At 65.0% G+C, this 21229-nt stretch carries 19 protein-coding genes and 1 pseudogene; 16 read left to right on the plus strand and 4 right to left on the minus strand.

Going from position 1 to position 21229, the window contains the following annotated elements:
• Nucleotides 1–2 precede the first annotated feature (2 nt).
• Entirely contained in the window at nucleotides 3–731 is a 729-nt protein-coding gene (rpe, locus tag ELS24_RS01945) for a ribulose-phosphate 3-epimerase (RefSeq protein ID WP_050446791.1), read from the minus strand.
• A gap of 162 nt (nucleotides 732–893) precedes the next feature.
• Between rpe and apaG the strand changes: the two genes are divergently transcribed.
• From apaG to ELS24_RS01970, 5 genes are all read left to right on the plus strand, one after another.
• Entirely contained in the window at nucleotides 894–1268 is a 375-nt protein-coding gene (apaG, locus tag ELS24_RS01950) for a Co2+/Mg2+ efflux protein ApaG (protein WP_050446790.1), read from the plus strand.
• A gap of 49 nt (nucleotides 1269–1317) precedes the next feature.
• Nucleotides 1318–2619 carry a murein transglycosylase A gene (gene mltA / locus ELS24_RS01955; RefSeq protein WP_127183249.1) on the plus strand — a complete coding sequence of 434 codons (1302 nt, stop codon included), beginning with the start codon at nucleotides 1318–1320 and terminating at the stop codon, nucleotides 2617–2619.
• Complete coding sequence (locus ELS24_RS01960) at nucleotides 2616–3785, plus strand: UbiH/UbiF family hydroxylase (protein WP_050446789.1); 1170 nt, start codon at nucleotides 2616–2618, stop codon at nucleotides 3783–3785. The genes mltA and ELS24_RS01960 overlap by 4 nt, the downstream gene beginning before the upstream one ends.
• A gap of 183 nt (nucleotides 3786–3968) precedes the next feature.
• Nucleotides 3969–4757: a DsbC family protein gene (locus ELS24_RS01965; protein ID WP_050446788.1), complete on the plus strand. Its 789-nt coding sequence runs from the start codon at nucleotides 3969–3971 to the stop codon at nucleotides 4755–4757.
• A gap of 64 nt (nucleotides 4758–4821) precedes the next feature.
• A complete protein-coding gene (locus ELS24_RS01970) occupies nucleotides 4822–5790 on the plus strand; it encodes a D-2-hydroxyacid dehydrogenase family protein (protein WP_050446787.1) in 969 nt (322 codons plus the stop codon).
• A gap of 60 nt (nucleotides 5791–5850) precedes the next feature.
• Here the strand turns inward: ELS24_RS01970 and ttcA are convergent, their stop codons facing one another.
• Entirely contained in the window at nucleotides 5851–6840 is a 990-nt protein-coding gene (gene ttcA, locus ELS24_RS01975) for a tRNA 2-thiocytidine(32) synthetase TtcA (protein WP_127183250.1), read from the minus strand.
• A gap of 2 nt (nucleotides 6841–6842) precedes the next feature.
• On the minus strand, nucleotides 6843–7202 hold the full coding sequence (gene folB / locus ELS24_RS01980) for a dihydroneopterin aldolase (RefSeq protein WP_050446785.1): 360 nt from the start codon (nucleotides 7200–7202) through the stop codon (nucleotides 6843–6845).
• 123 nt (nucleotides 7203–7325) lie between these two features.
• On the opposite strand from folB, the gene ELS24_RS01985 reads away from it, so the two are divergent.
• The 9 genes and pseudogenes from ELS24_RS01985 to ELS24_RS02025 all read left to right on the plus strand — a co-directional run bounded on the left by ELS24_RS01985 (nucleotide 7326) and on the right by ELS24_RS02025 (nucleotide 16776).
• Nucleotides 7326–8228, plus strand: coding sequence for an NAD(P)/FAD-dependent oxidoreductase (locus ELS24_RS01985; RefSeq protein ID WP_127183251.1), 903 nt, complete (start codon nucleotides 7326–7328; stop codon nucleotides 8226–8228).
• A 162-nt stretch (nucleotides 8229–8390) separates the two neighbouring features.
• Nucleotides 8391–9359: a Bug family tripartite tricarboxylate transporter substrate binding protein gene (locus tag ELS24_RS01990; RefSeq protein ID WP_127183252.1), complete on the plus strand. Its 969-nt coding sequence runs from the start codon at nucleotides 8391–8393 to the stop codon at nucleotides 9357–9359.
• On the plus strand, nucleotides 9360–10025 hold the full coding sequence (locus ELS24_RS01995; protein WP_127183253.1) for a 3-oxoacid CoA-transferase subunit A: 666 nt from the start codon (nucleotides 9360–9362) through the stop codon (nucleotides 10023–10025). It begins immediately after the preceding gene.
• A gap of 1 nt (nucleotide 10026) precedes the next feature.
• A complete protein-coding gene (locus tag ELS24_RS02000) occupies nucleotides 10027–10773 on the plus strand; it encodes a 3-oxoacid CoA-transferase subunit B (RefSeq protein WP_240669419.1) in 747 nt (248 codons plus the stop codon).
• A gap of 35 nt (nucleotides 10774–10808) precedes the next feature.
• Nucleotides 10809–11770, plus strand: a pseudogene (locus ELS24_RS02005) (Bug family tripartite tricarboxylate transporter substrate binding protein).
• A 152-nt stretch (nucleotides 11771–11922) separates the two neighbouring features.
• Complete coding sequence (locus ELS24_RS02010; RefSeq protein WP_050446780.1) at nucleotides 11923–12462, plus strand: fimbrial protein; 540 nt, start codon at nucleotides 11923–11925, stop codon at nucleotides 12460–12462.
• Nucleotides 12459–13256, plus strand: a complete 798-nt coding sequence (locus ELS24_RS02015; RefSeq protein ID WP_050446779.1) for a fimbria/pilus periplasmic chaperone — start codon at nucleotides 12459–12461, stop codon at nucleotides 13254–13256. The genes ELS24_RS02010 and ELS24_RS02015 overlap by 4 nt, the downstream gene beginning before the upstream one ends.
• Nucleotides 13257–13264: 8 nt before the next feature.
• Nucleotides 13265–15829, plus strand: coding sequence for a fimbria/pilus outer membrane usher protein (locus ELS24_RS02020; protein ID WP_127183254.1), 2565 nt, complete (start codon nucleotides 13265–13267; stop codon nucleotides 15827–15829).
• Complete coding sequence (locus ELS24_RS02025; protein ID WP_083447354.1) at nucleotides 15826–16776, plus strand: fimbrial protein; 951 nt, start codon at nucleotides 15826–15828, stop codon at nucleotides 16774–16776. The genes ELS24_RS02020 and ELS24_RS02025 overlap by 4 nt, the downstream gene beginning before the upstream one ends.
• A 48-nt stretch (nucleotides 16777–16824) precedes the next feature.
• Here the strand turns inward: ELS24_RS02025 and ELS24_RS02030 are convergent, their stop codons facing one another.
• Nucleotides 16825–18597 (minus strand): M61 family metallopeptidase, encoded by a 1773-nt coding sequence (locus tag ELS24_RS02030; RefSeq protein WP_127183256.1) that lies wholly within the window; start codon nucleotides 18595–18597, stop codon nucleotides 16825–16827.
• A gap of 39 nt (nucleotides 18598–18636) precedes the next feature.
• Here ELS24_RS02030 and ELS24_RS02035 point away from each other — a divergent pair, with 39 nt between their 5' ends.
• Nucleotides 18637–19413: an enoyl-CoA hydratase gene (locus ELS24_RS02035; RefSeq protein ID WP_127183257.1), complete on the plus strand. Its 777-nt coding sequence runs from the start codon at nucleotides 18637–18639 to the stop codon at nucleotides 19411–19413.
• A gap of 253 nt (nucleotides 19414–19666) precedes the next feature.
• Nucleotides 19667–21226 (plus strand): DUF1254 domain-containing protein, encoded by a 1560-nt coding sequence (locus ELS24_RS02040; protein ID WP_050446774.1) that lies wholly within the window; start codon nucleotides 19667–19669, stop codon nucleotides 21224–21226.
• Nucleotides 21227–21229 lie beyond the last annotated feature (3 nt).

Here is a 21229-nt window from a genome sequence, read left to right on the forward strand (position 1 = left end):
GCTTAGACGGCGGTGGTTTCGCCGATGGCGATCTGTTCGCGCATGGACTTGATGATGCCGGCGTAGTCCGGCTTGCCGAAAATGGCGGAGCCGGCCACGAAGGTGTCGGCGCCCGCGCGGCGGATTTCGGCGATGTTGTCGATTTTGACGCCGCCGTCCACTTGCAGCACGATTTCCTGGCCGCCCGCCTGGGTCCAGGCGTCGATCCGGGCGCGCGCTTCGCGCAGCTTGGTCAGCGCGCCGGGAATGAAGCTCTGGCCGCCAAAGCCCGGGTTCACCGACATGATCAGGATCAGGTCGATCTTGTCCATGACGTAGTCCAGGTACGACAGCGGCGTGGCGGGGTTGAAGACCAGGCCGGCCTTACAGCCGTTTTCGCGGATGAGCGACAGCGTGCGGTCCACGTGGCGGCTGGCATCAGGGTGGAAGCTAATGTAGTCGGCGCCCGCCTTGGCGAACATCGGCACCAGGTCGTCCACCGGCTCAACCATCAGATGCACGTCAATCGGCACCTGCACATGGGGGCGGATCGCCGCGCACACCATCGGACCGATGGTCAGATTGGGGACATAGTGGTTGTCCATCACGTCCACGTGGATCCAGTCTGCGCCGGCGGCGACAACGTTGCGGACTTCCTCGCCCAGACGGGCGAAGTCAGCCGACAGGATGCTGGGGGTGATGCGAGTGGAGGCCATGGAGGATGACATGATGTTCGGGATTGGGGAGGGCATAATGTGCCATTATTGCAGTTTGAGGCGCGGGTTCGGGCAAGGCCCGGTTTCGCGGGACCGAAATCTGCGTCTCTTATACACGTTCCCATACGTCTCCCAAATGTCTCCCAAGCGCCCGGCGCCGTTCTGTGGCCCGGGGCGTCCAGCCACACAGGAAGGACTGTGAAACCTTACGACCTGAGCGTCTCTGTCTCTCCGCGCTTCGTGCCTGAACAGTCTGATCCCAGCGAACAGCAATTCGTCTTTGCCTATACCGTGCGCATCACCAATACGGGCGAGCATCCCGCCCAGGTGATCAGCCGCCACTGGGTCATCACCGACGGCAACCAGCGCGTGCAGGAAGTGCGCGGGCTGGGTATTGTGGGCCAGCAGCCCCTGTTGGCGCCCGGCGAAACCTTCGAATACACCAGCGGCTGTCCGCTGCCCACGCCAGTGGGCACGATGCGTGGCACCTACCATTGCGTTGGCGAAAACGGCATTCCGTTCGAAGTGCCGATCTCGGAATTCGTCCTGGCCATGCCTCGCACCCTGCATTGAATGGTCCGCCCGTCGCCCGTAGCCCGTCGCCTGCTTTTTCCCTTTGCTCATGAAGCGCATTCTTAGTCTGTCCCTGCTGTCCATCCTGCTGGCGGCATGTTCCACCCCGTCGGATATTCCTCCTGATGCCGGCGGTTCCGGCATTCCCGGCGTGCCCACCCCGGCGGCCGACGGCCCGCTGGTGGTGCCGCAACTATCGGCGCTGCGCGATACGCCGCCTCGTGCGCTGGCCGGCAAGTTCAAGCCCGCCAACTGGTCCGAAATGCCGGGCTGGACGTCCGACGACCTGACCCGGTTCTGGCCCTTGTTCCTGCGTAACTGCAAGGGTTTGATGCGCCAGACCAGCGGCAACCTGGCCGCGCCCGCGCGCGCCACACCGCGCGTCTGGCAGCCTGTGTGCGCCGCCGCCATCGACCCGGCCCGCGCCCCGGCCGCCGGTGACGGCGAAGGCGTGCGCCGCTTCCTGCAAATCTATTTGCAGCCCTGGCGCCTGAACGCCGCCGATGGCAAGCCCGCCGCGAACACGGTCACCGGCTATTACGAACCCCTGGTGCGCGGCTCGCGCCGCCAGGGCGGCAAGTATCAGTGGCCGCTCTACGCCGTGCCGGCCGACCTGCTGACGATCGACCTGGGGTCGGTGTACCCGGACCTGGCCGGCAAGCGCGTGCGCGGCAAGCTGGACGGCAAGCGCGTCGTGCCTTACGACACCCGGGCGGCCATCGAGTCCTCCGGGCGCAAGCCCCCGGTGGTGGTCTGGGTGGACGACCCGGTGGATAACTTCTTTCTGCAGGTTCAGGGCTCCGGCCGCGTGCAACTGACCGATGGGCCCGACGCCGGCAAGACGATCCGGGTGGCCTACGCCGACCACAACGGCCAGCCCTATGCGTCCATCGGCCGCTGGTTGATCGACCGTGGCGAGCTGAGCGCCGATCAGGCGTCCATGCAGAACATCCGCGCCTGGGCGCAGCGCAACCCCAAGCGCGTGCCCGAGATGCTGAACGCCAACCCGGCGGTCGTGTTCTTCCGCGAAGAGCCGGTCATCGACCCGGAGCAAGGGCCCAAGGGCGCCTACGCGATTCCGCTGTCTCCCATGCGCTCCATCGCGGTGGACGCCACCTTCGTGCCGCTGGGCACGCCGGTCTACCTGAGCACGACCTTCCCGGCCTCTGACCGGCCGCTGCAACGCCTGGTGTTCGCGCAGGACACGGGTACGGCCATCCGGGGCGCCGCGCGCGCCGACTTCTATTGGGGTTACGGCGAAGAAGCTGGCCAGCAGGCGGGTCGCATGAAACAACGGGGCCAGATGTGGGTGCTGTGGCCCAAGCAAGCGGGGGAGCCCTCGGCAAGATGAGCCATCAAATCGTTGTTTGCGGGGCCGGCATCGTCGGCCTGTCCACCGCCCTGGCGCTGGCCCGGCGCGGCCAGCGCGTTGCCGTGCTGGCGCCGCGCGCGGCAGTGCCCGCGGCGGACCCCAACCGCTACCACCCGCGCGTCTACGCCATTTCGCCCGCCAGCCAGCGTTTTCTGGCTGACCTGGGCGTCTGGGACGCCATGCCCGCCGCCCGACTGATGCCGGTCGAGGCCATGGAGATCCATGGCGACGCCGACGGGCAGGTCAACCTGAACGCCTGGCAGGCGGCGTTGCCGCAACTGGCCTGGATCGTTGAGTCCGGCGAAATTGAGCGTGTGCTGATCCAGGCCGTGCGGATGTTCGGCATTCCCTGGCTGGAAGATCGCTGCACCGGCTACCAGGATGGCGCGGTCGACACCGAAAGCGGCGCGCGCATTCAGGCAGAACTATTCGTGGGCGCCGACGGCGCGGCCTCGCCGCTGCGCACGGCGGCGGGCTTGAAGCACGACGCGGTCTCGTACCACGATACCGGCCTGGTGGTGCATCTGGACGCCGAACACGCTCACCATGGCACGGCCTTCCAATGGTTCCGTGACGACGGCGTGCTGGCGCTGCTGCCTTTGCCCGATACCACCGATGGCCCGCAGGTGTCGATGGTGTGGTCCATGCGCAGCGAACTGGCGCAGGGCCTGCTGGCCTTGCCTCCCGACCAACAGGCCACGCGCCTGGAAACCTTGTTGGCCGATGCCGCCGAGGGCCGGCTGGGCCGCCTGAAGGTCCGCAGCAAGTTGCACGGCTTTCCGCTCACGCTGGAGCGCGCCCAGATGGTGGCGCCCGGCATTGCGCTGGCCGGCGACGCCGCGCACCGCCTGCATCCGCTGGCGGGGCAGGGGTTGAACCTGGGGCTGGGCGACGTCGAGGCGCTGGCCCGCACGGTGGCGGGGCGCGAGCCGTACCGATCGGCGGGCGACATCCGGGTCTTGCACCGCTACCAGCGTGCGCGTGCCGAGCCGGTGCTGGCCATGCGCCTGGCCACCGACGGCTTGCACAAGCTGTTCGCCTCGCGCGCCACGCCCCTGGTGTGGCTGCGCAACGCCGGCATGCACTGGGTGGAAAAAGCGCCCCTGATCAAGCGCCGCCTGATCGCCGGGGCCTCGGCCAATTGATACGGCTTCTAGGCGCGCGCCTTGTGGTGCGCGCTTTGAGGTTTTCTTTTGGAACCTTGAAGGGCGGCTGGCGTCTGAAGGACACTCCGCCTTTCCGCGTCGCCCCGGCAAGTCGTCCGGCCCGGCTCCCTGCCGGATGAGTTACGCTTTTCCCCAAAGAACACGATAAGTACAGGAGCACCCATGACTTTCCGCATCTCCGCCACGCTGGCGGCTTGTTTCCTGGCCGGCGGGCTGGGCTTGTCCGCCTCGGCGCTGGCACAGTCGCCCGCTCAAGGCGCCAAGACCATTTCCACCGACTCGGTCGGCCAACCCGGCAAGGGCGAGAAAAGCGTGTCGACGCCGCAGCTCGACGCCGTCAAGGAACGCTTCCAGCAACGTTTTTCCGGCATGGACGTGACCGCCGTGCGCCTGACGCCCTACGGCATTTTTGAAGTGCAATTGGGTATGGACCTGATCTACACCGACGAAAAGGTCACCTGGGTCATGGAAGGTCCGTTGATCGACGCCATGACGCGCCAGGACGTCACGCGCGCTTCGCAAGAAAAGCTCAGCGCCGTCACCTTCGACCAACTGCCGCTGGAATTGGCCATCAAGCAGGTCAAGGGCACCGGCGCGAAAAAGGTCGCCATTTTTGAAGACCCCAACTGCGGCTACTGCAAGCAGTTGCGCAAGACGATGGAAGAGCTTACCGACGTCACCGTCTACACCTTCATGTACCCGATCCTGTCGCCGGATTCCAAGGACAAGGTGCGCAACGTCTGGTGCGCCACGGATCAGGGCAAGACCTGGGACGACTGGATGGTGCGCAACAAGAAGCCAGCCACCGCCAACTGCGACGTGCCCGAAGACAAGCTGCTTGCGCTGGGCCACAAGCTGATGGTGCGCGGCACGCCCACGCTGTTCTTTGCCGACGGCTCGCGCGTCAGCGGCGCCATTCCGCTGGACCAATTGAAAGAACGCTTGAACTGACCGGCGCTGATCGCGCCGGCCGAGTGGCTGGCGCGATCAGCGCCTAGCCACCCGGAGACCTCACTTGAAAATCGCAATACTCGACGATTACCACGACGTAGCTCGGCGCTATGCGGATTGGACCTCGCTGGGCGGTGACGCCGAGGTGCAGATCTTCAATAACTTCATTCCGGTGGAACAGGTCGAGCCCACGCTCGAACCCTTCGACGTGATCGTCGCAATGCGCGAACGCACGCCGTTCCCCGCCGAGCGCATTCGCGCCTTGCCCCGCCTGCGGCTCTTGATCACCACCGGCATGCGCAACAACGCCATCGACATGCAAGCCTGCACCGAGCAGGGCATCGTGGTGTGCGGCGCGCCCGGCAGCGCCGACGCCAGCACGGCGACGGCCGAGCTGGCCTGGGCGCACATACTGGGCCTGTTCAAGAACCTGCCGACTGAAGACGCGGCCATGCGGCGCGGCATGTGGCAAACCGCCATGCCCGAACCGCTGGCCGGAAAACGCCTGGGCGTGCTGGGCCTGGGCAAGCTGGGCGCGGCCGTGGCCAAGGTGGGCTTGGCGTTCGGCATGGATGTGGTGGCCTGGAGCCCCAACCTGAGCGACGAACGCGCCGAGGCCGCGGGCGTGAAGCGGGTCGACAAACATGCGCTTTTTTCCACGTCCGACGTGGTCAGCCTGCATCTGATCCTGTCCGACCGAACCCGCCACGTGGTGGACGCCGCGGCGCTGGCCGCGATGAAACCCACCGCCTATCTGGTGAACACGTCGCGCGCCGGGCTGGTGGACAACGAAGCCTTGATGGACGCGCTGGTGAAGTTTCGCATCGCGGGCGCCGGCCTGGACGTCTATCCTGAAGAGCCCCTGTCGCCGACAGACACCGTGCGCGACCTGGACAACGTGATCCTGACCCCACACCTGGGCTATGTCAGCCGCGAGAATTTCGAGGCGTTCTACCAGAACGCGCTGGACGCCGTGAAGGCGTTTCAGGCGGGCAAGCCGATTCGGGTGCTGAACGCATCATCCACGGCTTGATCGCAGGCGCGCCCGTTCGCGCGCCTGTCCACAAAAAAACTGAGGCCACCGCCCAGGCAACTACCCGCGCGTGAACATCACCTTTTTCTCGATGATGCCGCTTGCGTCGGTCGCTGCTTCGGGAGTGTCGCCGCAAGCCTCGTCCGCGCTGTCGTCCGGGTCCACCGCGTCAAACGCCGTGTCGCCGTTCGCATCCGGCACGCCGGTGGGCTTCAGGCCGACAAAGTCGAACAGGTCGCGATCCATCAGGTGCGAGGGCACCACGCGCGACAAGGCGTTGAACACGTTCCACGAACGGCCGGGGTGCTGCTTGTCCCAGTCCTTGATCATCCGGCCCACTTCCTTGCGCTTCAGGTTTTCCTGCGAGCCGCAAAGATTGCACGGAATGATCGGGAATTGCTTGAGTTCGGCGTAGGCCATCAGGTCCGTTTCGGCCACATAGGCCAGCGGGCGGATCACGGTGTGGCGGCCGTCGTCGGACACCAGTTTGGGCGGCATGCCCTTGGCCTTGCTGCCATAGAACAGGTTCAGGAAGAACGTGGCCAGGATGTCGTCGCGGTGGTGGCCCAGCGCAATCTTGGTGGCGCCCAGTTCAGACGCGACGCGGTACAGAATGCCGCGGCGCAAGCGTGAACAGAGCGAGCACATCGTTTTGCCTTCTTCCAGCACGCGGGTCACGATGGAATACGTGTCCTGCGTTTCGATATGGAAAGGCACGCCCAGGTCTTTCAGGTACTGGGGCAGGATGTGGTCGGGAAAGCCCGGCTGTTTCTGGTCCAGGTTGACGGCGATCAGTTCAAACTTGAACGGCGCGCGCTTCTGCAGTTGCAGCAGGATATCCAGCATGGCATAGGAATCCTTGCCGCCCGACAGGCAGACCATGACGCGGTCGCCTTCTTCAATCATGTTGTAGTCGGACAGGGCGCGCGTCGTTTCGCGGGCCAGGCGCTTGGTCAGCTTGTTGCCTTCGTGGCGGGCCTTTTCCTCGGCCTCGGTACGGTAGCGGACCTCGGGGGAGCGGACGGCGGGGGGCGGAGCAATATCGTTCATGGTCAGCGCGTGATCTGGATTTCCACGCCTACCGCCGCGCAGTCGGAAAAGGCCATGGGCTTGCTGATGCGCAAGCGCAACGAGCGGATTTCCTGAAAGTCGGCCAACAGGCGCGCGGCGACTTGTTCGGACAGGGTTTCGATCAGGTTCACATGCGCCTGCGTGCATTCCTCGACGATGGCCTCGCGCAGACGGCGGTAGTCCAGCACGCTGTGGATATCGTGGTCGTCGACCGAGCGATGGATGTCCACGTCGAACTCGGCGTCGACATGCAGGGGCTGGGTGGCGCGGCGCTCGTGTTCGAGGATGCCGATGCGGGCGTCGAGCGCAAGCCCGGAAAGGATGATGCGACGTGTGGGCATGATGAAAACCTGGGTGGGACAGCCGGAATTGTAAGGGGATGGCGGATCGGGGGCGGCGCGCTGGCTACAATTCAGCCACGTCCGTGCGCCCGTAAGGCGCCGGCGCGGTCAATAAGGGTTCAAATGCAACAAATGCACGATGCGGTGATTGTAGGCGGCGGCCCGGCCGGCGCGTCCTGCGCCCTGTGGCTGGCCAGGCTTGGTTTGTCCCCAATATTAATTGAGGCCAGCGCCCGCCTGGGCGGCCTGGCCCAGGACAACCCCTTCGCCGACGACTGGATCGCGGTGCTGCCTGGGGTGACCGGGCAACAAGTGGCTGACAACATCGACGCCAGCGTCCGCGCGGCCCAGGTGCCGCTGCGCATGGAAACCCGCGTCGTCGGCGTCGTGCCCTGCAAGGGCGGCATTGAAGCCAGCCTGGCCGGGGCGGATGGCAGCCAGACGCAGGTGCGGGGCCGCACGCTGGTGATCGCCTCGGGCGTGCGCGCCAAGGGCCTGCCGGATCACCCCGCTGGCGCGTCATGGCCCGGCGTGCTGATCGGCCCGGGTTCGCCCATCGTTGCGCAAGACTATTCCGGCTTGTCGGTGGCGGTGCTGGGCGGGGGCGACAACGCCTTCGAAAACTACGTCTATGTGCGCAACCGGGGCGCCCGCGCCGTGCATCTGTATGCCCGCAGCGTGCGCGCCCAGCAGCAATGGGTCACGCGCGCCAGCCGCGAAGGCGTGCGCATCGGCCCGTACACCGTGGACCCCGCCAGCCGCAGTGTCGATGGCCGGCAGTACGACTTGATCCTGGTGTTCTATGGCTGGGAACCGCAGGCCGCCTTTGCCGACACCCTGCAACTGGCCCGCGACGAACGCGGCTATATCCGTACCGACTTCGCCACCGCCGAAACCAGCGTGCCGGACATCTATGCCATTGGTGAAGTCGCCCATCGCATGCACCCCTGCGTGGTGACGTCGATGGCCGACGGCGTGGTGGCGGCCAAGGCCATCCAGCGCCGCTGGGAGCGGGCGGGCGACTAAGTCCCCGCGCGGCTGCTTGGCAGCCCAAGCCCGTTGGCGCGACCAGCCCGGCGTTCAGCCCAGGCGAAGCCTGCCCTCCAGATTGCAGAATTGGCATTTGCCCGCGTGGCGCACACACTTGCCTCACAAGTTGGTCACCCATGACCGCGTTCGGAGACAAGCATGTTGCAAGCGCATCGCTGGCTGGCCGCGGGCGTGATGGCGGCCGCCATTGCCAGCCCCGCCCTCGCCGCCTGGCCTGAACGGCCGATCACCCTGATTGTTCCGGCGGCCCCGGGCGGCACCACCGACATTTCCGCGCGGCTGATCGCCGACAAGATGGCCGCCAAGCTTGGCCAGCAGGTCATCGTGGAAAACCGCGCCGGCGCCGCCGGCATCATCGGCGCGCAAACCTTGGCGCGGGCCAAGCCCGACGGCTATACCCTGCTGATGGGCAACATCGGTCCCAACGCCATCAACTACGCGCTGTACAAAACACTGCCCTACAAGCCCACCGATTTCGCGCCCGTGACGCTGGTGATCTCGGTGCCCAACGTGCTGGTCGTCAACGAAGCGTCGCCTGCCCGCAGCGTGAAGGAATTGCTGGCCGAGGCCAGGCGCGACCCGTCCCAGGTGTCGTTCGGCAGTTCCGGCGCGGGCCAATCGCCGCACCTGTCCGCCGAACTCTTCAAGCAGCGCGCGGGCATCGCGGGCACGCATGTTCCCTACAAAGGGGCCGGCCCCGCCGTCGCCGCGCTGCTGGGCCAGCAGTTCACCTTCATGATCGACAACCTGCCCAGCTCGATGCCATTCATCCAGTCCGGCAAGCTGCGCGCGCTGGCCGTCACCAGTGACACCAGGCTGGCCGAGCTGCCGGACGTGCCCACCATGGCCGAGGCGGGCGTCAAGGACATGGTGGTCACGGCGTGGTTCGGCTTGATAGCCCCGGCCGGCACGCCCGAGGACGTGGTCGGCAAGCTGTACGCCGCCGCGCGCGACGTGGTGCGCAGCCCCGACATCAGCGGCCGGTTCAAGGCCATGGGCGGGCAGGCGGGTGGCAATACCCCTGCCGAGTTCACAGCCTTCATCGACCAGGAGCGCGCGCGCTGGAAGCAGATTGTGGATACGGCCGGACTGGCCCGGGAGCAATAGATGATCGACAAGATCCAAGCGTCCATGGCCGAGGCCGTGGCCGTGATTCCCGACGGCGCCTCGGTGCTGGTCGGCGGCTTTGGCGAAGCGGGCGTGCCGTACGAGTTGCTGCAATGCCTGGCGGATGCCGGGCGGCGCGACCTGACCATCATTTCCAACAACGCTGGCACGTTCGAACGCGGCATCGCTGCATTGCTGATCCGCAAGCAGGTCAGGAAGATCATCTGCTCGCATCCGCGCCCGCCCAATTCCGATGCCTTCGCTCGCGCCTACCGGGCCGGCGAGGTCGAATTGGAATGCGTGCCCCAAGGCACGCTGGCCGAGCGCCTGCGCGCGGCGGGCGCCGGGTTGGGGCCGTTTTTCACGCCCACCGGCTACGGCACGGAACTGGCCGAGGGCCGCCGCCAGGAAGTGATCGACGGGGTGGGCTACGTGCTGGAGCAGCCGCTGCGCGCCGACTTCGCGCTAATCCGCGCGCATCTGGGCGACCGCTGGGGCAACCTGATGTACCGGCACGCGGCGCGCAACTTCAACCCGGTCATGTGCATGGCCTCGGGCCACGCCATTGCGCAGGTGGACGAGGTGGTGCCGCTGGGCACCTTCGTGCCGGAACAGGTGATGACGCAGGGCATCTTCGTGAAAGCCGTGGTGCGGGTGGAGGCCTGACATGCAAGACGCGAACAGCACGAACAGCACCAACAACGCCGCGAACAGCGCGCAGGACATCAAGGGCTTGACCCGGCAACAGATTGCGCAATTGCTGGCCAGTGATATCCCGGACGGCTCCATCGTCAACCTTGGCATCGGCATGCCAACGCTGGTGGGCGACTATCTTCCGCCCGACAAAGACATCCTGCTGCACAGCGAAAACGGCATCCTGGGCATGGGCCCCGCCGCCAGCGGCAAGGACGTGGACCCGGACCTCATCAACGCCAGCCGCCAGCCCATTACCTTGTTGGGCGGCGCGTCCATTACCGAACACACGGTGTCGTTCGCGATGATGCGCGGTGGCCATCTGGACTACGCCGTGTTGGGCGCGTTCCAGGTGTCGGAAAAGGGTGACCTGGCCAATTGGAAAACGGACGCGGCCGACGCCATACCCGCCGTGGGCGGCGCCATGGATCTGGCCGTGGGCGCCAAGCAGGTGCTGGTCACCATGGAGCACCGCGGCCGAGACGGCACGCCGAAGGTGCTGCGCCAATGCACGTATCCGCTGACCGGCAAGGGCGTGGTGACGCGCATCTATACCGACCTGGCGGTGATCGACGTAACGCCGGATGGGCTGGCCGTCTACGCCATGGTCGACGGCGTCGACGCCACCTTTCTGCGTTCCGTTACCGACGCACCCCTGAACTTTCCGGCGACGCCACGCGTGATCGTCCTGGACCCGGCCGGCGCGCCGCGCTACGCCTGATTGTTAGCGCCCGGCCCGGGCCAAGGAGACCGTTGATGATCCGTTCCCTGTTCGCCGCAGCCTCGCTCTGCCTGGCGTCTTTGGGCGTCGCGCAAGCCGCGCCCACGTATCCCGACAAGCCCGTCACCTTGCTGATTCCATACCCGCCCGGCGGCAGCGCCGACATGCTGGCGCGCCCCTTGGGGCGGAACTGCAAAAGAAATGGGGCCAACCCGTGGTGCTGGAATACAAGCCCGGCGCGGGTGGGGCGATCGCCTCGGCGCAACTGGCTCGCGCCAAGCCCGATGGCTACACCCTGCTGATGGTGCTGGCGGCCCACGCCATCAACCCCAGCCTGTACCCGTCTCTGCCTTACGACACGCGCAAGGATTTTGCCCCGGTGTCCCTGGTGGCCACCTTGCCGATGCTGGTGGCCGCGCCCCTGGGCACGCCGGCCAACAACATTGCCGAGCTGATCGCCTACGGCAAAAGCCATCCCGGCAAGCTCAGCTTTGCGTCGGCCGGCAACGGCAACACCAGCCATCTGGCCGCCGAGATGTTCAAGAGCCAGACGGGCGCCGACATGATGCACGTGCCCTACAAAGGCAGCGGCCCGGCCGTGGTGGCGCTGTTGGGCGGCGAGGTCTCGTTGATGTTCGACAGCATTTCCACGTCGTTGCCGCAGGTGCAGGCCGGCAAGTTGAAGGCGCTTGCGGTGACGGGCGAACGCCGCTCGCCCCTGTTGCCCGATGTGCCGACGGTGGCCGAGACCGTGCCCGGCTTCGTGGTCAACGGCTGGTACGGCGTGCTGGCGCCCGCGGGCACGCCGCCCGCCGTGGTCAACGCGCTAAGCCGCGCCATCGCCGACGCGGTGGCGGTGCCCGCCTTGAAGCAGCAACTGATGGGCTATGGCTACGAAACCGTCGGGTCCACGCCAGAGGCCTTCGCCAGCCATATCGATCGCGAACTGGATACGTGGAAGCAGGCGGTCGAAAGGTCGGGCGCCAAAGTGAATTGACGCCTGTCGATCACCAGCAGGATATGTGGCGCGGCAACACCACTATTTTTCCAGCGTCTTTCCTTTGAGAACTTTCTCATATTGCTTGCCGAGTGAAATCGAAACAATGACTGCCATCCCTCACATGGGGAAACAGGCATTCGGAGATTTCGGTGAATAAGAAGATTGTTGCGGCAAGTTTGGCCTTCTCGTCCCTGCTGTTGTGCGGCAGCGCGATGGCAGCGGATGTGAAGTTGGTGTTCACGGGCAAGGTGTCTCCGTCCACTTGCAAAATCGCGGATCTGGGCGAGCAAGGTGTCTTTCAGGTGGATCTCACCACCGTCAGCGTCAGCGCGCTGGCCAAGCAGAACGATGTGGCCGGCCGCAAGCTGGTCGCGTTGGACCTGACCGGCTGCTCGGGCAGCAAGGTCACCACGCGCTTTAATTCCGGTTCGAGCGTCGATCCCTCCACGGGCGCCTTGATCAACCAGGCCACGCCCGGCGGCGGTGAGACGCCGTCCAACGCACAAGTCCAGTTGCTGAACAGCAAGTACCAGCCCATCCATCTGTCCAACGGCGCTGGCACCGAAACCGTTAGCATCGAGGGCAACGCTGCAAAGATCGAGTTCTACGCCCAATACCTGGCGGCCACCGCCAACACCACGCCCGGCCCGGTCCAGACCGAAGTCCTGCTGGACCTGATCTACGAATGAAGCCGATCCCCCTTGAGCGCACGCTTGAGGGGCTTCCGGACCGTACCCGCCAGGCCATGTTTCGCCGCTTCTGCGCGTTGCTGTGCCTGGCATGCGCGACCCTGCTGCCCCCAGCCGCCCAGTCCAACGTGGTGATGGGCGGTACGCGCATCATTTACCCCGCCGAAGAACGCGAAGTCACGCTGCGCCTGAGCAATGACGGCAGCCAGCCGGCGCTGGTACAGGCGTGGATTGACGACGGCGACATGGACGTCGGTCCGGATGAAGTCAGCGTGCCGTTCATCATCATGCCGCCGCTTGCGCGCATCAATCCCGGCAAGGGGCAAACGCTGCGCATTGCCTATGCGCCATCCGCCAACATTCCTTCAGACCGGGAATCCGTGTTCTGGATGAACGTGCTTGACGTACCACCCCTGCCGTCCGCCCAGGTTGCCAACCACATGCAATTGGCTTTCCGCAGCCGCATCAAGCTGTTCTTCCGGCCGATGGGGCTGCCTGGAACGGTGGCGGATGCCGCCGCCCAATTGCGCTGGCGGGTCGTGCAGGCGGGCAAGGGTCCCACGCTGCAAGTGCGTAACGACAGTGCTTTCCATGTGTCGCTGACCTCGGTCGAATTGAGGCTGCCGGAGGGGCGGACAATGTCGCTGCCGAGCCGCATGCTTGCCCCTCGTTCCGTCACGGAACTCGACGACGGAAAACTGCCGCATGCGGCGGGCGCCAAGGGCGCCGTGGTGTTTGAATGGATCAACGACTACGGCGCCACGGTTCGGCGCGAAAGTCGTCTTGATCCTTAAACGGCGCCATGCTCCGCCGTCTCTCCATCAGCCGCTGGCTTTTACTGTGCTCCGGTTTGGCCAGCGCTGCGGCGCAAGCCAGCGAAGCGGTCGAATTCAACCCCGCGTTCTTTGGCAATCGCCGAGGGCAGGCGGTGGACTTGTCGCGCTTTCAGCAGGGTAATCCGCTGGAGGCGGGCAGCTATCAATTGGATCTGTACCTGAACGGCAATCGAGTCGGTCGCGAGCAGATCCAGGTCAAAGCCTCGCCTTCGCCCAAGCCCAATGCCCATGCAAGCATGCAACCGTGCTTGCCGGCCAAGGTATTGGCGCGGATAGGTGTAAACCTTGCCGCTCTGGGTTTGGCGTCCGACGCTCTCGCGTCGGATACGGCCTGCCTGGGCCCGGATCATCTTCCTCCCGCCAGCCAATTCCAGATTGACATGGGCGAGCTGCGCGCCGATCTCTCCATTCCTCAGATCTACCTGAAGTCGGTGGCGCGCGGCTATGTGCCGCCGGAAGAATGGGACGCGGGCATCGACGCTGGTTATCTGGGGTATGGCATCAACCTGTCGTCCAACCGCCTTGGCAACCGCACCGAGCGCCAGTTCTTCAGCAGCGCGAACGCGGGCCTGAACCTGGGTGACTGGCGCTTTCGGCACAACGGGTCGTTCAGCTATACCGATCGGCCGGGCGCTCCCCAGCGCAGTCGCTATCAGGCGTTAAGCAGTTATGCGCAGCGTGACGTGACGGCAGCCAGCGCCCAGCTCACGCTGGGGCAGTTCTACACGCCCGGCAATCTCTTTGACAGCATGCCGTACACGGGCGTCCAACTCAGCAGCGACGAACGCATGTTGCCGGATTCGATGCGCGGCTTTGCGCCGGTGGTGCGCGGCGTGGCCGACACCACGGCCAAGGTCAGCGTGCGCCAGGGCGCCAACCTGCTGTACGAAACGACCGTGTCGCCCGGGCCTTTTGCCATCGATGATCTCTACAACACCGGTTACGCCGGGGACCTGGACGTGACCATCACCGAAGCCGATGGACGCACCAAGCAGTTCGTGGTGCCTTATGCGTCGGTGGCGCAATTGTTGCGCCCCGGCAGCGCGCGCTTCAGCGTGACGGGCGGACGGTATCGCGACCACACCCTGGATGCGCCGCCCGCCTTCGTGCAGGGAACGTATCAGCGCGGGCTGTCCGACACGGTGACGGGCTACGGTGGCGTCATCGCGGCGCAGCAGTATCGGGCGATGCAGGGCGGCGTTGCCTTGAGCACGCCGCTGGGCGCGTTGGCGGCGGACTTGACGCAGTCGCACGCCACAATGAAATCCACCGGTAACACCTCAAGCGGGCGCAGTGTGCGGCTCAGTTACAGCAAGCTGCTGGAGCCTACATCGACGAACTTCAGCGTGGTGGCGTACCGGTTTTCCAGCGAGGGCTATCTGAGCCTTGGCGAATTTGCGCGTCTACGCGAATCACGCGGCGCGGCGGTGTTTAGCGGCAAGGAACGCAGCCGCCTCCAATTCAACGTCAGCCAACCCCTGGGTGAAGGCTACGGACACGTGACGCTGTCCGGCGTGTCGCAGAACTACTGGAACCGCCACCAGAGCCGCGATACCAGCTACTACGCCAGCTACGCCAACGGCTACGCGTGGGGCAGTGTCAGCATCAGTCTGGTGCGCACCCGTAACGATCGTGGCCGTTTCGGCAACCAGTATTTGCTTAGCCTCAACCTGCCCTTGGGGCGTGGGCCAAACTCGGCGTATCTCAGTACGTCGCTGAACCTTGATGGCAATGGCAAGCGCGGCGCCAATGCATCTGTCAGCGGATCCGCCGGTGATATGGGGCAGTTCGGGTACAACGTTTACGGAACCTATAACCGCACCGACGGCCAAGGCAGCCGCAATCAGGGTGGCAGCCTGCGCTATGACACGGCGCACGCGAACTACACCTTGTCGAGTAGCGGCGGCAGCGGCTATCGCCAATACGGCGCAGGCATGCGCGGCACCTTGATCGCCCACGCGGGTGGCATCAACGCGACCCAGGCGCAGGGTGAAACGATGGCGGTGCTTGAAGCCCCCGACGCCTACGGAGCCGGAATTGTGTCGGGCTCGCGAGGGCGCATCGGCAGTAACGGCTATGGCGTCATGGCGGGCCTGATGCCTTATCGCCGCAACGAGGTCGCGTTGGATCCCAAGGGCACGTCGCGTGACGTTGAACTGGAAATGACGTCACAGCAGGTTGCCCCGCGCGCGGGAGCGATCGTGTTGCTGCGTTATCCCACCGTGGCGGGCCGGCCGATCTTGTTGAAACTGGTGCGTGACAACGGCGCAACCATACCCATGGGCGCCGAAGTGATCATCACGGGCATCAAGGCCGTCACCCTGGTGGGCCAGGGCGGCCGGGCCTTTGTGCGCGGCTTGCAAGGGCAAGGGCAGTTGGCGGTCAAGTGGGGAGAAGCTGCCGACCAGCAATGCCAGGCCATCTATCAGGTGGACGAGCAGGCGGCGTCCGAAGACGCGCATTACTACCCGCAGTTGGAGTTGTCGTGCACGTCCGTCCAACCCTTTGCTCTACAGGATTCAGCGTCATGAATACAAACTTGCGAAGGGTGGTTTTGGGAGTCGCCCTGTTGATGTGCCTGGCGCGTCCGGCTTGGGCGGCATGTACCGGAATGTCTTTGACGACGACCATCACCGCGCAGCACTTGAAAGAAATGAAGCCACCGCGAGACGCGGCGATAGGCAGCACGATCTACAAGAAAACGATTAACGAGGGTATTGCCTATCTCCATTGCAACACCGTCGGCGAGCGGTTCTCGTATGGTCTGCAGGCGGGTGCGAAAGCGGTGCCAGGCTACAAAAACGTGTATGAGAGTGGCATTCCGGGTATAGGTATGCGGATATTCTGGACGCACGAAGGGGGTGTGTATATGAACTACCCCAGACATGGGTTCAAGCTCGGAAACTACAAGTATTACCCGCCGCAGCATTTCGAGTTCGAGCTCATCAAGATCGGCCCCATCAAATCCGGCGTGTCCTTCGCGCATCGCGCTGATGTTTATTACGGCGCGCTGCGCAGCAATATGGTGGAGTTCAGTAACGTGGCCTACGAAGCCAATAGCAGCGGCTGCACGGTCGGCGAGCAAACGGTGAAGGTGGAGCTTCTTACGATCAACAACCGTCACCTGGGCCATCGCGGCGCCACGGCCGCGGACAAGGCGTTTGGCATCAAGCTGGAATGCGATCAAGGCGTCAAGGTGGCCTATCGGATCGATGCGGATGGCACGCCGGAACACGTCATCAAGAACGCTCATGGGGCCGATATGGCGCGGGGCGTCGGCGTGCAATTGCTGCAGGGCGATCTTGGCAGCAATCTCGTCCAACCGCTTGCGACCCGCACCGAATTCACAACCGCCGTGACGACGGTTGACAAGGAAATGCTGACTATCCCGCTGGTAGCGCGCTACTACCAGACCGATGACACGCTGGTGGCGGGACACATCAATACCACGGCCACCGTGACGCTGTTCTACGAATAGGGACCCGTGATTGGGGGCGGGCGCGGATAAAGCGGCCCGCCCGTTTTCCTACACCGTCAGCACGCAGTCCAGTGCTTCGGGCGCATTCAGCTTGACGCGGAACGCGCGCAGTTCGTCGCGCCGGAACACATGCACCGTCACGCGGTCGCCGGGCAGATACTGCGACAGCAGCATGTCCAGGCCTGCCGGCGAATCCACGCGCAGCCCGTCCAGCGCCACCAGCACGTCTCCCGCCGATAGTCCCCCCTTGTGGCCTGCGCCGCCTTCCAGCACCGTGGCCAGCATCACCGTGTCACCTTGCTTGCGGGGGCGCACATCCAGAGTCGGAATGTTCATCGCCGTTTTCCAGCTCAGCGTGATGCCCTGATCGGCCAGCAGGTCTGCCAAGGGCACATCCGCCGTGCCGTAAGCATGGCGCGCAATGAAGCGGCGGGTGTCGACGCCAGTGGCCTCCCGGATCAGTTCGGGCAGCGCGTCTTCGGGCAGGCCTTGCGGCTTGCCTTGATAGAAGTCGCGGCCATAGCGGGTCCACAGCAGGCGCATCACGTCGTCCAGCGAATGCTGGCCGCCGCTTTCACGGCGGATCAACAAGTCCAGGCCCAATGCCACCAGCGCACCCTTGGTGTAGTAGCTGACCAGCGCGTTCGGCGAATTCTCATCCTGCTTGTAATAGCGCGTCCAGGCGTCGAACGAGCTTTCCGCCACCGATTGCTTGGCGCGGCCCGGGGTGCGGGCCACGCTGGTGATGGTCTTGGCCAGCAAGCGCAGATATTCCGTTTGAGTGATCACGCCGGAACGCAGCAGCAGCAAATCATCGTAGTAGGACGTGAAACCTTCGAATACCCACAACAGGCGGGTCAGGTCGGGCTGCTCCAGATGGTAGGGGGCAAAGGCTTGCGGCTTGATGCGCTTGACGTTCCAGGTGTGGAAGTACTCATGGCTGACCAGCCCGAGAAACCCGCGATAGCCTTCGCCCTGGCCTTGCTGGCCCAGCACGGGCAGGTCTTTGCGCGCGGTCATCAGCGCGGTGCTGGCGCGATGCTCCAGGCCGCCGTAGCCGTCGCCCGTGACCATGGTCATGAAGACGTAGCGGTTGGCGCTGTCCAGGAAGGGCGCGCGCTTGGTGCGCGGTTCAAAGAATGCAATCTGCGTGTCGCAAATCTTCTTCACGTCGGCCGCGATGCGCGCCAGGTCCAGATTGGGGGCAACGCCGGTGAAGACCAGTTCGTGCTCGGCGCCATGGGACGTAAAGCTTGTGACCTGCGGCGTGCCCATTTCCACCGGATGGTCGATCAGCGCATCGTAGTCGGGCGCCTGGTACAGGCCAAAGCCGTGGCGCCGTGCCGCGCCGCGCTGGCCCGCCGCTTCGGGCAGGCTGGTGTAGACCTTCCAGCCGTCGATGCCGCGCGGGGGCGCCAGGTCAACCAGGCAGGGCAGGTGGTCTTGCCCATGCACGCGCAGGAACACGCTGGTGCCATTGAAGAAGCCGTGGGTTTCGTCCAGATGCGCGCCACGCACCGACAAGTCCCAGGCGTAGACCACGTACTCCACGCGCAGCGGGCCGTCGGTGGGGGCGGCCTGCCAGGTGTGGTTGTCGATCTTGTCGACAATCACGCGGCGCGAGCCCGCGTAAGCCGCCACCGATTCGATCTGGCGCGAGAAGTCGCGGATCAGGTAGCTGCCAGGAATCCAGGCCGGCAAAGACAAGCGTTGGCCGTCGGGCGAGGGGGCGTCGATCGTTAGGGTTATCCGGTAGCGGTGTCCGGCCGGGTCATGGGGCGTCAGGCGGTAAAGTACGGGGCAAGCGTTGTCTTTTTTCATGCTCGTATCTTATTTCATACTTCCTACTGGAGACATTCAATGAGCGAGTCGTTTGTACTGGTCGAAACCCGGGGCCGCGTCGGTCTGCTGACGCTGAACCGCCCCAAGGCGCTCAACGCACTCAACGATCAACTGATGGATGAGCTCGGCGCGGCGCTGCTGGCGTTCGAGGACAACGCCGACGTCGGCTGCGTGGTCATTACCGGCAGCGAAAAAGCCTTTGCCGCGGGCGCGGACATCGGCGCCATGAAAGACTGGTCGTACATGGACGTGTACGGCAGCGAATACATCACCCGCAACTGGGAAACCCTGAAGCGGATCCGCAAGCCCGTGATCGCGGCCGTGGCCGGCTACGCCTTGGGCGGCGGCTGCGAACTGGCCATGATGTGCGACATCATCATCGCCGCCGATACGGCCAAGTTCGGCCAGCCCGAAATCAAGCTGGGCGTGATTCCCGGCGCGGGCGGCACGCAACGCCTGCCGCGCGCGGTGGGCAAGGCCAAGGCCATGGACCTGGCCCTGACCGCCCGCATGATGGGCGCCGAGGAAGCCGAACGCGCCGGCCTGGTGTCGCGCGTGGTGGCCGCCGACAAGCTGATGGAAGAGGCGCTGGACGCCGCGACTGTCATCGCGTCGATGTCTTTGCCGTCCGTCATGATGGCCAAGGAATGCGTGAATCGCGCGTTCGAAGGGTCCTTGAACGAAGGTCTGTTGTTCGAGCGTCGGGTGTTCCATTCCCTGTTCGCCACGGAAGACCAGAAGGAAGGCATGGCCGCATTCACTGAAAAGCGCAAACCTGACTTTAAACACCGTTAAGCCTTGTTACGGCCGCGAAATGCCCGCGGCCACGTGACAGGATCCCCAGCGCGCCGACTCCGGCGCGCTTTTTCATGGGCGCCGAGGCCGCGCGCGGCCGTTGCGCCTTGAAACGTCTGGGCAGCACCTTGTTGCAGGCTTCTTCCCTATGCTGGTTAGGCGTCATCAAGAGGTGCCGCGCCAGAGCGGCTTGCCCCACTGGCAAGTCCCGCGCGGCGGCTCGCTAGCAAACAAGATAAAGAAGGAGCCTTGCATGCGTACATTTATTGCTCGCCGCCGGTGGTCAACCGCGGTGCTTGCCGGCGCGTTGAGCGCCTGCGCCATGACCGCCACCCAGGCTCAAGCGCCGCAGTCCACCCTGCGGCTGGTCTCGGAAACGCCGTACCCGGCTTCTTCCGCGCCCGCCCCGCAAATGAGCGAACAGGAACTGCGCGACACGGCGATCGACGCTTACGTCTACGCCTACCCGATGGTGTTGATGGAACTGGCGCGCCGCAAGGCCACCGCCGTGCAGACGCCCCTGGATGGCCGTGCGCCGGTCAACCAGTTCGGCCACAAGACCGCTTTCCCGGATCCGCGCGCCGCCGACACGCCGTGGCCCAGCGCCGATGCGCTGTATTCCAGCCTGTGGTTCGACGTGTCGCAAGCGCCCTTGATCGTGAACCTGCCTGATACCGGCGGCCGCTATTCGGTGCTGTCGGCGCTGGATATGTGGAGCGACGTGTTCGCCTCGCGCGGTACTCGCACCAACGGCTCCGGCGCGCAGTCGTTCGCCATCGTCGGCCCCAACTGGCAGGGCAGCGTGCCCGCGGGTGTCGATGTCATCCATAGCCCCACCTCCACGGGTTGGTTGATCGGCTGGACGCAGGCCAAGGGGCCGCAGGACTATGCCGCCGTCAATCAGATCCAGGCCGGCATGACGGCCTCGCCGATGATGGCGCCGATGGCCGCGACCCCCACCGGCTCTGCGCGCAACCGCAACGCCGGCAACGCCTATCCGCAAACCGGCTCGCGCGTGGGCTCGGCGCCCATCGGCAGTGGCTTGCCCATGCCAATGCCGGTGAACGTGCCTGACGGCACGCCCGCCGAACAAGCGGCCAGCATGGACGCGGCCTCGTTCTTTACGCTGTTCTTTGACGTGTTGCGCAACAACCCGCCGCATGCCAACGACACGCCGATCCTGGACCGCATGCGCCGCATCGGCCTGGACAGCCGCCAGCCGTTCTCGTACGGACGCTTGAGCCCGGCCGTGCAACAGGCGCTGGCCGACGCGCAGCCGCTGGCCGGCCGTCGCATTGCCGACGGGGTGTCGCGCCTGGGCACGCCGATCAATAACTGGAACACGGTGCTGTCGGGAATTGGCACTTATGGCACCGACTATTCGCGTCGCGCCGCCATTGCCTACGCGGGCTTGGGCGCGCCCACGCCGGAAGATGTGCTGTACCCGGTGACCATGTCGGACTCCAAGGGCCGCCAGCTGGATTCGAACGAAGACTACGTGCTGCATTTCGACAAGGGCCAACTGCCGCCGGCCAATGCGTTCTGGTCGCTGCATGTCTATAACGACAAGCATGGTTTTGCCGAGAATCCCGCCAATCGCTACGTGCTGCGCAGCACCGATGAACTGAAGTACAACGACGACGGCTCGCTGGATATCTACATCCAGCGCCGCGATCCGGGCGACCGGAAGCGTTCGAACTGGGTCAGCACGCCGGCCGCCGACGGCCCGTTCCTGTTGAGCATGCGTTTGTATTGGCCGCAGGATACGGCGCTGGACGGCTTGTGGGCACCGCCGCCGGTCAAGGAAGACTGAGCT

Origin of the sequence: Achromobacter spanius (assembly GCF_003994415.1) — a bacterium.
GTDB classification, from domain to species: Bacteria; Pseudomonadota; Gammaproteobacteria; order Burkholderiales; family Burkholderiaceae_B; genus Achromobacter; species Achromobacter spanius_C.

Coding starts and splice junctions, on each gene's coding strand:
- ELS24_RS02015 (WP_050446779.1), top strand. CDS start 12,459: ATGAAGCCGATCCCCCTTGAGCGCACGCTTGAGGGGCTTCCGGACCGT.
- ELS24_RS02020 (WP_127183254.1), top strand. CDS start 13,265: ATGCTCCGCCGTCTCTCCATCAGCCGCTGGCTTTTACTGTGCTCCGGT.
- ELS24_RS02025 (WP_083447354.1), top strand. CDS start 15,826: ATGAATACAAACTTGCGAAGGGTGGTTTTGGGAGTCGCCCTGTTGATG.
- ELS24_RS01990 (WP_127183252.1), top strand. CDS start 8,391: ATGTTGCAAGCGCATCGCTGGCTGGCCGCGGGCGTGATGGCGGCCGCC.
- ELS24_RS01965 (WP_050446788.1), top strand. CDS start 3,969: ATGACTTTCCGCATCTCCGCCACGCTGGCGGCTTGTTTCCTGGCCGGC.
- ELS24_RS01985 (WP_127183251.1), top strand. CDS start 7,326: ATGCAACAAATGCACGATGCGGTGATTGTAGGCGGCGGCCCGGCCGGC.
- ELS24_RS02030 (WP_127183256.1), bottom strand. CDS start 18,597: ATGAAAAAAGACAACGCTTGCCCCGTACTTTACCGCCTGACGCCCCAT.
- ELS24_RS02035 (WP_127183257.1), top strand. CDS start 18,637: ATGAGCGAGTCGTTTGTACTGGTCGAAACCCGGGGCCGCGTCGGTCTG.
- ttcA (WP_127183250.1), bottom strand. CDS start 6,840: ATGAACGATATTGCTCCGCCCCCCGCCGTCCGCTCCCCCGAGGTCCGC.
- ELS24_RS02000 (WP_240669419.1), top strand. CDS start 10,027: ATGCAAGACGCGAACAGCACGAACAGCACCAACAACGCCGCGAACAGC.
- mltA (WP_127183249.1), top strand. CDS start 1,318: ATGAAGCGCATTCTTAGTCTGTCCCTGCTGTCCATCCTGCTGGCGGCA.
- folB (WP_050446785.1), bottom strand. CDS start 7,202: ATGCCCACACGTCGCATCATCCTTTCCGGGCTTGCGCTCGACGCCCGC.
- rpe (WP_050446791.1), bottom strand. CDS start 731: ATGCCCTCCCCAATCCCGAACATCATGTCATCCTCCATGGCCTCCACT.
- ELS24_RS01995 (WP_127183253.1), top strand. CDS start 9,360: ATGATCGACAAGATCCAAGCGTCCATGGCCGAGGCCGTGGCCGTGATT.
- ELS24_RS02040 (WP_050446774.1), top strand. CDS start 19,667: ATGCGTACATTTATTGCTCGCCGCCGGTGGTCAACCGCGGTGCTTGCC.
- ELS24_RS01960 (WP_050446789.1), top strand. CDS start 2,616: ATGAGCCATCAAATCGTTGTTTGCGGGGCCGGCATCGTCGGCCTGTCC.